Genomic DNA, 13,006 nt, shown 5'->3' on the forward strand with positions numbered 1-13,006 from the left:
CAGGTTCTGGTCCGGTAACGAGGTTTGTCCATGGATTTCCAGATAGCTCTGCTGCTCGGGCAGGACGGCATCACCAACGGGGCGATTTATGCGCTGCTCGCGCTCGCGCTCGTGCTGGTGTTTGCGGTCACTCGGGTGATTTTCATTCCACAGGGTGAGTTCGTGTCGTATGGCGCGCTCACGCTCGTCATGATCCAGGCCGGCGCGATTCCCGCGACGGTATGGCTGCTGCTCGGCGCCGGGCTGCTCGCGGCGGCACTCGACGTGCGGCTCGCGCTGCGCGCCGGCCAGCCCGGACGGCTCGTGCGGCTCGTCGGCTGGTACGTCGCTTATCCGCTGGTCCTCGTCGCGCTGCTGTACACGCTGCCCGTCAAGGACTTCCCGATGATCGCGCAGATCCTTTTCGCGCTGGCCGTCGTCGTGCCGATGGGGCCGCTGATGTACCGGCTCATCTACCAGCCGATCGCCGCCGCACCGGTGCTGGTCCTGCTGATCGTGTCGGTCGCGGTGCACGTTGCGATGGTGGGCCTGGGGCTGCTGTTCTTCGGCGCCGAAGGCTCGCGCACGCCGCCGTTCTCCGATGCGCGCTTCGAAATGGGTCCGGTCATGGTTTCCGGCCAGACGATCTGGGTCGTGGTCTCGTCGCTCGTGCTGATCGTCGCGCTCTACCAGTTCTTCGAGCGCACGCTCTACGGCAAGGCGTTGCGGGCGACCGCGATCAACCGGGTCGGCGCGCGGCTGATGGGCATTTCGCCGGCGCTCGCGGGGCGGCTCACGTTCTTCCTCGCCGCGCTGATCGGGGCTCTGTCGGGCGTGCTGATCGCGCCGATCACGACGATTTATTACGACACCGGCTTCCTGATCGGCCTGAAAGGCTTCGTCGCTGCAATCGTCGGCGGGCTCGGAAGTTATCCGCTGGCGGCTGCGGGCGCACTGCTGGTCGGCCTGCTCGAAGCGTTCAGCTCGTTCTGGGCAAGTGCCCACAAGGAAGTGATCGTGTTCACGTTGATCATCCCGGTTCTGTTGTGGCGTTCGCTCAGAGGCCGCCACGTGGAGGAGGAGGAATGAAACCGATGTTCTCCCCGCGCCTGATTCTCGGCGTCTTTCTCGCGGTGCTCGCGGTGGCCCCGCTGGTGCTGTCTTCGTTCTACGTCACGCTCTTGAACTACATCGGCCTGTATGCGCTGGTCGCGCTCGGTCTCGTGCTCCTGACCGGTGTCGGCGGCCTGACGAGCTTCGGCCAGGCCGCTTTCGTCGGCCTCGGCGCCTACACCACTGCGGTGCTCACGACAGCGACCGAACTGCCGGGCTGGCTCGCGTGGGCGGGCGGGTCGCCGTGGCTCGCGCTCGTCGTCGGCCTGGTCTTCACCGCGGTCGTCGCGCTGGTGCTGGGCTCGCTGACGCTCAGGCTGTCCGGGCACTACCTGCCGCTCGGGACGATCGCCTGGGGCATCAGCCTCTACTTCCTGTTCGGCACGCTCGACACGCTGGGTGGCCACACCGGTCTTACCGGCGTGCCGCCGATCACGGTGTTCGGCTTCGAACTCGACCGCGGCGAAGAGCTGTTCTACCTGATCTGGCTGTTCCTGCTGGCGGCGATGCTCACGACGCAGAATCTGCTCGACTCGCGTGAAGGGCGGGCGATCCGGGCGCTCAAGGGCGGCATGGTGATGGCCGAGGCGATGGGCGTGAACACCGCGCGCTCGCGGATGATCATCTTCGTCATCGCCGCGCTGCACGCCTGTGCGTCCGGCTGGCTGTACGCCCACCTGCAGCGCTTCGTGAACCCGACGCCGTTCGGCCTGCACATCGGCATCGAGTACCTGTTCATGGCGGTGGTCGGCGGGGCGGGCCAGGTGTGGGGCGCGCTCGTCGGCGCCGGCGTGATCACGATCGCCAAGCAGTGGCTGCAGGACGTGCTGCCGAGAATCTTCGGCCAGAGCGGCAACTTCGAGGTGATCTTCTTCGGCCTGATGATGGTCATCGTGCTGCAGCGGGCGCGCGACGGTCTGTGGCCGCTGCTGGCCCGGCTCGTGCCGGTGCGCGCGACACGCCGCGAACTCGACGCCGCCGCCGAGGCGCTGCCGAGAAAGCCGTTGCCGGCCAAGGGCGAAGTGATCCTCGAGGCCAAGGAGGTCACGCGGCGCTTCGGCGGCCTGGTCGCCAACAACAACATGAGCCTGTCAGTGCGCGCCGGCGAGATCCTCGCGCTGATCGGTCCGAACGGTGCGGGCAAGAGCACGATGTTCAACCAGATCTCGGGCGTCGATACGCCGACTTCGGGCGAAGTGCTGTTCCTCGGTCGCGCGGTGGCCGGGCGCGACTCGCGCGAGATCGCGCGCATGGGCATGAGCCGCACGTTCCAGCACGTGAAGCTGCTGCCGACGATGACGGTGCTGGAGAACGTCGCGATCGGCGCGCACCTGCGCGGCGACAAGGGCGTGCTGTCGTCGGCGTGGCGGCTCGACCGCAACGAGGAAGCGCGGCTGCTGAACGAGGCGGCGCGCCAGATCGAGCGGGTCGGACTCGCCGAGCACATGTTCGATGCGGCCGGCAGCCTCGCGCTCGGCCAGCAGCGCATCCTCGAGATCGCCCGCGCGCTCGCCGCCGACCCCTGTCTGCTGCTGCTCGACGAGCCGGCCGCGGGCCTGCGCTTCAAGGAGAAGCAGGCGCTCGCGGAGTTGCTGAAGAAGCTGCGTGGGGAAGGGATCGGCATCCTGCTTGTCGAACACGACATGGACTTCGTGATGGGCCTCGTCGATCGCGTCGTCGTCATGGAATTCGGCGAGAAAATCGCCGAGGGCCTGCCGGAAGACGTGCAGCGCAATCCGGCGGTGCTCGAAGCCTATCTCGGAGGCGTCGAATGAACGCGAACATCCACGGCAGCAACCTGATCCTGAAAACCGTGCTGGAAGTGCGCGACCTCACCGTGTCGTACGGCAAGGTCGAAGCGCTGTCGAACGCAAACATCAAGGTCGGCGAAGGCCAGATCGTCACCGTCATCGGTCCCAACGGTGCGGGCAAGACGACGATGCTGTCGGCGATCATGGGATTGCTGGAGTCGCGCGGCAAAGTCGACTTCGACGGCACGATCGAAGGCGTGCCGGTCGTCGAGCGCATGGTGGCGCGCGGCATGAACCTGGTGCCGGAAAAGCGCGAGCTGTTCGGCGAAATGACCGTCGAGGACAACCTCGTCCTCGGCGCGTTCCAGCGTCATCGTTCGGGGCACCGCGACCACGCGCAGACGATGGAAGAGGTCTACCAGCTGTTCCCGCGCCTGCGGGAGCGACGCAGCCAGCTCGCGGGCACGCTGTCCGGCGGCGAGCGCCAGATGCTCGCGGTCGGCCGCGCGCTGATGGCCAAGCCGAAGCTCCTGATGCTCGACGAGCCGAGCCTGGGCCTCGCGCCGCTGATCGTGCGCGAGATCTTCCGCATCATCGGCGAGCTGCGCCGCCGCGGCGTGTCGATCCTGCTCGTCGAGCAGAACGCGCGCGCCGCGCTGCAGGTCGCCGACTACGCGTACGTGCTCGAGACCGGCGAGATCGCGATGGAAGGCCCGGCGCGCCAGCTTGCCGACGACCCGCGCGTCATCGAGGCTTATCTCGGCCTCGGCGGCAAGCATCAGGAAATGCTGTCGACCTGAGTGCGGGAGGTGCGACGGCGGCACTCCGGCGTCCGTCGCACCCGGCAGTCATGCTCTTGGCCATGAGTCGAAAACAGGCCCGGGGCAGCGCCTGCGCAGTGGCGCATCGCCCGCGAATGCTGGCAGAATGACCGCGGTTCGAATTTTCGATTCCCGACCCAGGAGGCACCGTGAATTCCCGTCTGCTTGAACCCGTTCGCCTCGGCGCGCTGGAATTGCCGAACCGTGTCGTGATGGCGCCGCTGACGCGCTGCCGCGCCGACAATCCTGAATTTGCCCCGACCGAGTCGACGGCGCGCTATTACGCACAACGCGCGAGCGCGGGCCTGATCGTGTCGGAGGCGACGATCGTCTCGGCACAGGGGCGCGGCTACCCCTATACGCCCGGCATCTGGTCCGACGCCCAAGTCACCGGCTGGCGGGGCGTGACCGACGCAGTCCATGCCGCGGGCGGGCGCATCGTCTGCCAGCTGTGGCATTGCGGGCGCCTGTCGCTGACCGAATTCCACGACGGTGAACTTCCGGTCGCCCCTTCCGCGGTCAATGCGGAGTGGAAAATGTTCTCGGCCCAGGGGCTGAAGACGACGCCCACGCCGCACGCCCTGAGCCGCGAGGAGATCGCCGCGATCGTCGCCGACTTCGGCCGTGCTGCCCGCAATGCGGTGCTGGCGGGCTTCGACGGCGTCGAGATCCATTCGTCGAACGGCTATCTGATCCACCAGTTCTTTTCGCCGCTTGCCAACCGGCGCGACGACGAATACGGCGGCAGCCACGCGAACCGTGCGCGCTTCTTCTTCGAAGTGCTCGACGCGGTGGCCGCCGAGTGGTCGCCGTCGCGCATCGGCTTCCGGCTCAATCCGATGATGAACCGCTTCCATGGCATGCGCGTCGACGAGGACACGCTGCCGATGTTCGAGTACGTCGTGCGTCGTGCCAATGCCCATGAGCTGGCCTATCTGCATCTGACCGAGCCGTATCTGCCGAACCAGCTCGACGGCGCGGTCGGCGCGATCGACGACGTGACGCGCCATTTTCGCGACATCGCGACAATGGCAATCGTGACGAACGGGGGCTTCGACCAGGCACGCGCCGAAGCTGCGCTGGCTGCGGGAATCTGCGATGCGGTCGCGTTCGGGCGCCCATACATCTCGAACCCGGATCTGGTCGAACGCTTCCGTGCGGGTGCGCCGCTGAACGAGTGGGATGCCGATACCTTCTATCAGGGAGGCGACCGGGGCTATATCGACTATCCTACGCTGGGTGGATGACGATTTTATGGCGATGAAATCGCTGTTTTTCGTGTTGTATCCACGTTCCGGGCAAATCCCCGGTGACCGCGACGGTGCTAGAATCCGCGCGGTAAAGCTGCAATTCTGTACCACACACACACCAATCGAGGATAAGCATGAACAAAGGTGAATTCGTCGAGGCCTTGGCCGACCGTCTGGATGTTTCCCGTGCGCAGGCCGACCGGGCCCTGTCGACCGTGCTGGATATCATCGTCGAGCGCATGGCTGCCGGCGAAAAAGTTGCCTTCACAGGCTTCGGCTCTTTCGAAGTGTCCGAACGGGCGGAGCGCACCGGGCGGAACCCGCAGACCGGCGCCTCGATCAAGATCGCCGCGTCGCGCGTGCCGAAGTTCTCCGCCGGCGCTACGTTGAAGACCGCAATCAACAGCAAGTAAGACGCTCGGCTTTTTCATGCCGCAGCAGGACCCGGCGCCTCCTGGCGTCGGGTCCTTCGTTTTTCTCTTTCCCGGATAGGGAAAATCAGGTACCATTCGCGTCGTTGTGCAATGCAGCAGTCGGTCTTTTTTCAGGTCTATCTCGCGGGATCAGGATTCCGCGGACCCAGCCGAGGGACTGTATCCACAGCCCCATCGCCCCCGACCCTCCCGTCGAAACCCATTCGTTCTTCTGATCGTATGGCATCGCGAATGCCGGTTGGTGCCGATGCGCGGTCGATTTCCGCCTGTTTTCCCGGCGGAATCCGGCCGGCCCAAGCCCATCGCGCGCTTGCCGCCACCGCGTCCCCTATGGGACGGTGCGATGCTTTTTCATTTGCCCGTTCACCCGGGCATCGATTCGGCACGACCATCCGTTGTGCCGGACATACAAGGAAGAACCCATGACGTTCCAGGAACTCGGCCTCCACGAAGCCCTGCTTCAAGCCATCGCAACTACCGGTTACACGGTCCCGACTTCGGTCCAGGAGCAGGCCATTCCCGCCGCGCTCGCGGGGGCCGACCTGATGGTGTCCTCGCATACCGGCAGCGGCAAGACCGCCGCTTTCACGCTTCCGAGCCTGCACCGCCTGATCGACCGCAAGCCGGCCCCCGGTGCCGGTCCGCGCGTGCTGGTGCTGACTCCGACGCGCGAGCTGGCGCAGCAGGTCGAAAAAGCGGTCAAGACTTACGCTCGCAACCTGCGTTACCTGAACACTGCGTGCCTCGTCGGCGGTGCGCCGTTCTTCGCCCAGGCGAAGCTGCTGTCGCGCCCCGTCGACGTCGTGGTCGCGACGCCCGGCCGCCTCATCGATCACCTCAACCGTCGCAAGCTCAAGCTGTCGGACATCGAAGTGCTGGTGCTCGACGAAGCCGATCGCATGCTCGACATGGGGTTCGTCGAGGACATCGAAACCATCGTCGCCGCGACCCCGGCGAGCCGCCAGACGCTGCTGTTCTCGGCAACGCTCGACGGCGTGGTCGGCAACCTCGCGCGCAAGATGACGCGCAATCCGCAGCGCATCGAGATCGCCGCGACGGTCGAGAACCGCGCGAACATCGAGCAGCGTCTGCTGATGGCCGACAACATCGTGCACAAGAACCGCCTGCTCGAATCGCTGCTCGGCGGCGACGACCTGCAACAGGCGGTCGTCTTCACGGCGACCAAGCGCGGGGCCGAGGAAGTGTCGCTGAATCTGCAGGAAAAAGGCTTTTCGGCCGCTGCGCTGCATGGCGACATGCATCAGACGGCGCGCAACCGCACGCTGGACAAGCTGCGCCAAGGCCGCATCGGCGTGCTCGTCGCGACTGACGTCGCAGCGCGCGGCATCGACGTCGCCGGCATCAGCCACGTGATCAACTTCGACGCACCCCGTCAGGTCGAAGACTACGTGCACCGCATCGGCCGCACCGGTCGAGCCGGGCGCGACGGCATCGCGATCACGTTCTCGGGGCCGCGCGAAATGGGCATCATCCGCGCGATCGAGCGCTTCACCGGCAAACAGCTCGCGGTGCACGTGATCGAAGGCCTCGAGCCGACGCAACGCCCGTCGTCGCCGCGTCGCGCGCCGGCCGGTGGCAAGCCGGGCTTCGGCGGTCGTCCGAGCGGGTCGTCGTACGGTCGTGAAAGCCGTGACAGTCGTCCGGGCGCCGGCAAAGGCTGGTCCTCGGAGTCGCCGTCCGGAAGCCGCGCCGGCTACGGTCGTGACGGTGGCGCCGGCCGCAGCGAAGGCAGCCGCTTCGGCGGTGACCGGCCGGACGGCGCCCGCCGCCCGCGTCCGGCTGCGCGCGGCTGAACGACCGATCGGGACGGCCACCCAAGGGCCGTCCTTGTGACGAGGGTGCGTGGCGGGTGAGCCGCTCGCGCACCTCGGGGTGCAACCGGAGCGATCGCTCCCCTTGTAGGTCGAAATGAAAAAAGCGCGGAACCGCAACATTGCGGTTCCGCGCTTTTTTGTTTTTTTGCGCCCCGTCGGGTCCCGTGGTCGCAGCGGGTGCGCGTCCCGGGCGGACCGAACCCTGCTGCCGGATCCGGCGCCGCCCGCTTCAGCTGCGGCCGGCGCCGACTTCGGTGGCGCGCAGCTGCGCCGCGAGCTTGTCGAGGACGCCGTTGACGAAACGGTGGCCGTCCGTGCCGCCGTAGCCTTTCGCCAGCTCGATCGCCTCGTTGATGATGACGCGATAGGGCGTGTCGAGATTGTGCTTGAGTTCGTGCGTCGCGAGCAGCAGGATGGCGCGCTCGACCGGCGACAGTTCATGCACGGCGCGATGGATGAACGGCGCGAACTCCGCCTGCAGGTCGTCGACGTTGTTCAGCGTGCCGCGCAGCAGGCTGATGAAAAGCTCGCGGTCGGCCTTGTCGAAACCCGAGACCTGGCTGACATGTTCCTCGATGAGCGGCATCGAGTTGGCCGAAAGCAGCCACTGGTAAATCCCCTGCAGCGCGAATTCGCGCGCCCGGCGGCGGGCAGCCTTGCCGCTCATTGGAGCTGCTTCAGCAGCTTGGCCATCTCGATCGCGGTGCGGGCGCAGTCGGCGCCTTTTTCCTGCATCCGCGCGAGGGCCTGGTCGTCGTCTTCAGTCGTCAGCACGCCGTTGGCGATCGGCAGGCCGGTGTCGAGCCCGACCCGGTTGATGCCGCTGCCCATTTCGTTCGACACCAGCTCGAAGTGGTAAGTCTCGCCGCGGATCACCGCACCGAGCGCGATCAGCGCATCGAAGCGCCCGCTGCGCGCCATCGCCTGCAGCGTCAGGGGGATTTCCAGCGCCCCCGGAACGGTGGCGATGCGCATCAGCTCCGGCGACACGTTCAGGCGCAGCAGCTCGGCGGTGCACGCGGACAGCAGGCCTTCGCAGACGTCCTGGTTGAAGCGGCTCATGACGATGCCGACGCGCAAGCCGCGGCCGTCGAGGTCGGTTTCGAATTCGGGGATGTTGTCGTAACGGGCCATGTTCGATTCTTCAAAGACAAAAAAGCCGGCAGCACGGTCGCGATGCGCGACGGCTCCGGCGCGGAAGGTTCAGGGTAACACCCTCAGGGGCGCTCGACGAAGCCGGTGATCTCGAGACCGAAGCCGGCCATGCTCGGGATCTTGCGCGGGCTCGCGAGGAGCCGCATCTTGCCGACCTTCAGGTCGCGCAGGATCTGCGCGCCGACGCCGAACAGGCGCGCGTCCCATTTCGCCGCGAGCGAGGGGTCGCCACGCAGGCCGGCGAGCAACTCGCTGCCCGATTGCGGCCGATAGAGCAGCACGATGACGCCCTGTTCGGCTTCGGCCAGGCGCGCCATCGCCTGGTTGACGGGAAAAGTGTGACGGCCGCTCTCAGGATCGATGAAATCGACGACCGAGATCGGCTCGTGTACGCGCACCAGGGTTTCGCGCTCGGGGCGGATTTCGCCGTGAGAGAGCGCAAAATGCACTTCGCCGGTTGTCTTGTCTTCGAACGCGGCGAGCCTGAAGCGGCCATACGGCGTCTCGACGTCCTTTTCGGCGACGCGTTCGACCAGGTGCTCGTTCGCGGAACGGTACTCGATGAGGTCGCGGATCGCCCCGATCTTCAGGCCGTGCTCTTTCGCGAACTCGACCAGATCCGGCAGCCGCGCCATCGTGCCGTCGTCCTTGAGGATCTCGCAGATCACCGACGCCGCTTCGAGTCCGGCCAGCGCCGCGAGATCGCACCCCGCTTCGGTGTGGCCGGCGCGGATCAGCACGCCGCCTTTCTGTGCCATCAGCGGGAAGATGTGGCCGGGCTGCACGATGTCGGCCGGCTTCGCATGCCGCGCGACGGCCGCCTGCACTGTGCGTGAGCGGTCCTGGGCGGAAATGCCGGTCGTGACGCCTTCGGCGGCCTCGATCGAGGTCGTGAAAGCGGTGCCGTGCGGCGAGCGGTTGTCGCGCACCATCAGGTGCAGGTCGAGCTGGCGGCAGCGCGCTTCGGTCAGCGTCAGGCAGATCAGCCCGCGGCCGAATTTCGCCATGAAGTTGATCGCTTCCGGCGTCACGTGTTCGGCGGCGAGCACGAGGTCGCCTTCGTTCTCGCGGTCTTCCTCGTCGACGAGCACGACCATGCGGCCGGCGCGGATGTCCTCGACGATCTCGGTGATCGGGGCGAGTGCGCTCGTGCCGGCGCCGGGCCGTCCCAAGCCGGCGCGTTCCCCCTCGGGGGGCAGCGAGCCCGATTGCGGGCGAGCGTGGGGGTTGTCGATCATTGTGCGGACTCCTCGCGCCACGCCAGCATGCGTTCGACGTAACGGGCGATGAGGTCGATCTCGAGATTGACGCGGCTGCCTGCGGCGAGGTGCTTGAGATTGGTCACGGCGACGGTGTGCGGGATCAGGTTGATCGAGAATTCGCGGGCTTCGACGCGGTTCACCGTCAGGCTCACGCCGTTGACGGTGACCGAACCTTTCTTCGCGATGTAGCCGGCGAGCGCCGCAGGCGCACGGATCACGAGGTCGTGACTCTCGCCGACCGGCGTGAAGCTCACGACTTCACCGACGCCGTCGACGTGGCCGGTGACGAGATGGCCGCCGAGCCGGTCGGCGAGGCACAGCGCTTTCTCGAGATTGACTTCGTTGCCGGCGGTGTCGAGGCCGGCGGTGCAGTTCAGCGTTTCACGCGACACGTCGAACTGCACGCGGCTGCCGTCGAGCGCGACGACGGTCAGGCAGACGCCGCTGTTCGCGATGCTGTCGCCGATCTGCACGTCGGCGAGGTCCAGCCCGTCGGCATCCACGGTCAGGCGCACGCCGTCCTGGAGAGGTTCGATACGTTCGATTCGGCCGCAGGCGGCCACGATTCCGGAAAACATGATGGAGGGACGGGCAAGTGGGGAAGCAGCGATTGTAGGCGAAAGTGGGCGAAAAACGGTGGATTGCCAATCGCTTCCCGCCGCAGCCTCCTCCCGCCGGGTTCAGCGCAGCGCACGGTCGAGCAATTCGCCGAACGGCTCTGCTGCCATGAATCCGACGACTCGCAGGCCTTCGCGCTCCTTGCCGTCGCGATCGAAGAAGATCGTTCCCGGCGGACCGAACAGCGTGAAACGCTTCAGCAGCGCCTTGTCGTCGTCGCTGTTCGCGGTGACGTCGGCTTTCAGCAGCAGCATGCGGTCCATGCGCGCCTGCACCGCGTGGTCGCTGAACGTGAAGCGCTCCATCTCCTTGCACGACACGCACCAGTCGGCGTAGAAATCGAGCATCACCGGTCGATCGGCCGACGCGAGGCGCGCGTCGAGCTCGGCGACGGACGCGACTTTCTCGAAACGCGGCGCAGTCGCGACGGACGCCGACGCTTCGGCTCGCAGCACCGCGAGCGGCTGCAGCGGGTCGCGCGAGCCGGCCAACGCACCGACGAACATCGCCGCCCCGCCGATCAGCATGACGACGCCGGTGCCTTTCCAGAAGCGCGCCCAGCCTTTCGCGTGCACCGGCAGCGGGTCGATCGCGTGCAGGAAGATGCCCGAGAACAGCAGCAGCGCCGCCCACGCGAGCATCGTCACGAGGGGCGGGACGACCGGCGTCAGCAGCCACACCGCGACAGCGAGCAGCATCACGCCGAACGCTTTCCTGACGCCTTCCATCCACGGTCCGACTTTCGGCAGCACCGAGCGCGCGGCGACACCGACTGCGATCAGCGGCGCGCCCATGCCGAGTGCCATGACGAACAGCGCGACTCCGCCGAGCGTCGCGTTGCCGGTCTGCGCGATGTAGAGCAGTGCCCCGGCGAGCGGTGCGGCGACGCACGGCCCGACGATCAGCGCCGACAGCACGCCCATGACCGCGACGCCGCCGAGACTGCCGCCTTTCTGGTGATTCGCGGTCGAGCTCAGGCGGCTTTGCAGCGCGCTCGGCAGTTGCAACTCGTAGAAGCCGAACATCGACAGCGCCAACAACACGAACACCAGCGCGAAGGCGCCGAGCACCCACGCGTTCTGCAGCGCCGCCGATAGCAGCGTGCCGGAGATGCCCGCTGCGACCCCGGCCACGGCATAGGCCGCCGCCATGCCGAGCACGTACACGAGCGACAGCGCGAAAGCGCGTCCGCGCGAGATGTGGTGGCCCTGGCCGACGATGACGCCCGAGATGATCGGGATCATCGGAAAAGTGCAGGGCGTGAAAGCGAGCAGCAGGCCGAAGCCGAAGAAGCTCAACAGGATCAGCGGTACGCTCGCGTCGCGCAGCAGGCCGGCAATGCGCCCGCTTTCGTCGCCGCTCGGCGCCGTGCCGGAGCCTGTGCCCGCCAGGTTGCCGGGCGACAGGAAGCGGTCGATGAGGCTGCCGCCAGCCGCGACCGGCGTCGCTGTCAGGTCGATGTCGGTGCTCTGCTGCGTCGGCGGGTAGCAGATGCCGCCGTCCCAGCAGCCCTGGCTCGTCGCGGTCAGGCGGAACGCGGTGACGCCTTCGACTGCGGTGACCGGCAGCAGGATCCGGATCTCGTCCCGGTAAGTTTCGACGTCGCCGAAGAATTCGTCGTGCCTGATCTTGCCCGGAGCGCGTTCCGGAATGCCGAGCTGCACGGTCGGCGGGTCGGCGGTGAACTTGAACTTGTCGCCGTAAAGATAGTAGTCGTCGGCGATGTCGAACGTGATCTCGACGGTGGCGGGATCGAGCGCGCGAGCGGCGAAGCGGAAGGCTTTTTCGGGTTCGATCGGACTGCCTTGCGCGAATGTCGGCGGCAGCAGGGCAAGCAGGCTGGCCAAGGCGGCCAGCAGTAACAGGAGACGGCGCATCGGTTCGGAAAAGGTGTCGGAATTAGTCGGATTCTGGGGCATGGCCGGCAACGGCGCCTGAACCGGGATCAAGCCGTCCGAAGATGACGCAGTGCGCGATCACGGGGCCGGTCTGCACCCAGTGGATGCCAGAGCCGTCTCTGCGGCCACCCAGTCGAGATAAGCAGGCAGACCCCGCACAACAGGGACCGCGATGATCTCCGGAAGTTCGTACGGATGCGCGGCGCGCACCGCGGCTTCGAGCGCAGCGTAGCGGTCGGCGCTCGTCTTGATGAGCAACGGAACTTCGACCGCTTCTTCGATCGCGTCGTGCCAGCGATAAACCGAGCGGCAGGGCGCGAGCATGTTCACGCACGCGGCGAGCCGGTTTTCGACGAGATGCGACGCGAGCGCGCGGGCGCTCGCCTCGTCGGGAAGATTCGTCAGGACGACAAGCACTTCGTTCATTCGCGCGCTCCCCCCTTCAACCTTCGGCAGCCGGCTTGACGAGCGTCACGGGGATCGCGGAGCGCTTCAGCACCTCTTGTGCGACCGAGCCGAGCACCATCTGCAGCAGCGCGGTACGCCCGTGCGAGCCCATGACGATCTTGTCGAAGCCGTGTTCCTTCGCGTAGCGGGTGATCGTGTCCGCGACATGGCCGACCGCGACGTGGTGAGTGTAGGGAACGTGCGCTTCGTCGAGAATGTGGCGTGCGGGGGCGAGCGCCGCAAGCCCTTCGTCGCGATGGTAATCCTCAAGCTCCTCCGGGCTGACGAACAGCCGCGCGTGGCCCGAGTCGATCGGGATCTGCACGTTGAGGAGGTGGATGTCGAGCTGCGCATCGCTGCGATACAGCGCCAGCACGTGCGCCACGGCGCGGTTTGCGTTGTCCGATCCATCCACGGGTACGAGCACTTTCATCGTCGCCATC

Annotated in this window: 13 protein-coding genes; 6 read left to right on the top strand and 7 right to left on the bottom strand. The window is 66.7% G+C overall.

All coding sequences use genetic code 11. The annotated features are described in order from the left end of the window. Positions 1–30: 30 nt before the first annotated feature. The 6 genes from GO608_RS04485 (at position 31) to GO608_RS04510 (ending at position 7,162) form a co-directional block, all read left to right on the top strand. The gene (locus GO608_RS04485) at positions 31–1,068 is read left to right on the top strand and encodes a branched-chain amino acid ABC transporter permease (RefSeq protein WP_169197293.1); all 1,038 of its coding nucleotides are present in this window, start codon (positions 31–33) and stop codon (positions 1,066–1,068) included. Positions 1,069–1,073: 5 nt separating this feature from the next. Next, complete coding sequence (locus GO608_RS04490) at positions 1,074–2,867, top strand: branched-chain amino acid ABC transporter ATP-binding protein/permease (RefSeq protein WP_169197333.1); 1,794 nt, start codon at positions 1,074–1,076, stop codon at positions 2,865–2,867. Next, a complete protein-coding gene (locus GO608_RS04495) occupies positions 2,864–3,643 on the top strand; it encodes an ABC transporter ATP-binding protein (protein ID WP_169197292.1) in 780 nt (259 codons plus the stop codon). The genes GO608_RS04490 and GO608_RS04495 overlap by 4 nt, the downstream gene beginning before the upstream one ends. A 170-nt stretch (positions 3,644–3,813) precedes the next feature. Then, positions 3,814–4,911, top strand: a complete 1,098-nt coding sequence (locus GO608_RS04500; RefSeq protein ID WP_169197291.1) for an alkene reductase — start codon at positions 3,814–3,816, stop codon at positions 4,909–4,911. A gap of 137 nt (positions 4,912–5,048) precedes the next feature. Then, positions 5,049–5,327, top strand: coding sequence for an HU family DNA-binding protein (locus tag GO608_RS04505; RefSeq protein ID WP_011237830.1), 279 nt, complete (start codon positions 5,049–5,051; stop codon positions 5,325–5,327). Between the two features lie 443 nt (positions 5,328–5,770). After that, positions 5,771–7,162, top strand: coding sequence for a DEAD/DEAH box helicase (locus tag GO608_RS04510; protein WP_169197290.1), 1,392 nt, complete (start codon positions 5,771–5,773; stop codon positions 7,160–7,162). A gap of 250 nt (positions 7,163–7,412) precedes the next feature. Here GO608_RS04510 and nusB read toward each other — a convergent pair whose 3' ends face one another. The 7 genes from nusB to GO608_RS04545 all read right to left on the bottom strand — a co-directional run bounded on the left by nusB (position 7,413) and on the right by GO608_RS04545 (position 13,005). Continuing rightward, positions 7,413–7,850 carry a transcription antitermination factor NusB gene (gene nusB, locus GO608_RS04515; protein WP_169197289.1) on the bottom strand — a complete coding sequence of 146 codons (438 nt, stop codon included), beginning with the start codon at positions 7,848–7,850 and terminating at the stop codon, positions 7,413–7,415. After that, positions 7,847–8,317 (bottom strand): 6,7-dimethyl-8-ribityllumazine synthase, encoded by a 471-nt coding sequence (ribH, locus tag GO608_RS04520; RefSeq protein ID WP_169197288.1) that lies wholly within the window; start codon positions 8,315–8,317, stop codon positions 7,847–7,849. The genes nusB and ribH overlap by 4 nt, the downstream gene beginning before the upstream one ends. A gap of 83 nt (positions 8,318–8,400) precedes the next feature. Then, on the bottom strand, positions 8,401–9,510 hold the full coding sequence (gene ribBA / locus GO608_RS04525) for a bifunctional 3,4-dihydroxy-2-butanone-4-phosphate synthase/GTP cyclohydrolase II (RefSeq protein ID WP_169197332.1): 1,110 nt from the start codon (positions 9,508–9,510) through the stop codon (positions 8,401–8,403). Between the two features lie 62 nt (positions 9,511–9,572). Next, entirely contained in the window at positions 9,573–10,178 is a 606-nt protein-coding gene (locus GO608_RS04530; RefSeq protein ID WP_169197287.1) for a riboflavin synthase, read from the bottom strand. Positions 10,179–10,280: 102 nt separating this feature from the next. Further along, a complete protein-coding gene (gene dsbD, locus GO608_RS04535; protein WP_169197331.1) occupies positions 10,281–12,095 on the bottom strand; it encodes a protein-disulfide reductase DsbD in 1,815 nt (604 codons plus the stop codon). 99 nt (positions 12,096–12,194) lie between these two features. Then, positions 12,195–12,542, bottom strand: a complete 348-nt coding sequence (gene cutA, locus GO608_RS04540; protein ID WP_169197286.1) for a divalent-cation tolerance protein CutA — start codon at positions 12,540–12,542, stop codon at positions 12,195–12,197. 16 nt (positions 12,543–12,558) lie between these two features. Then, a complete protein-coding gene (locus GO608_RS04545) occupies positions 12,559–13,005 on the bottom strand; it encodes a universal stress protein (protein ID WP_169197285.1) in 447 nt (148 codons plus the stop codon). Position 13,006 lies beyond the last annotated feature (1 nt).

It is taken from the genome of Aromatoleum buckelii (genome assembly GCF_012910785.2).
GTDB classification, from domain to species: Bacteria; Pseudomonadota; Gammaproteobacteria; order Burkholderiales; family Rhodocyclaceae; genus Aromatoleum; species Aromatoleum buckelii.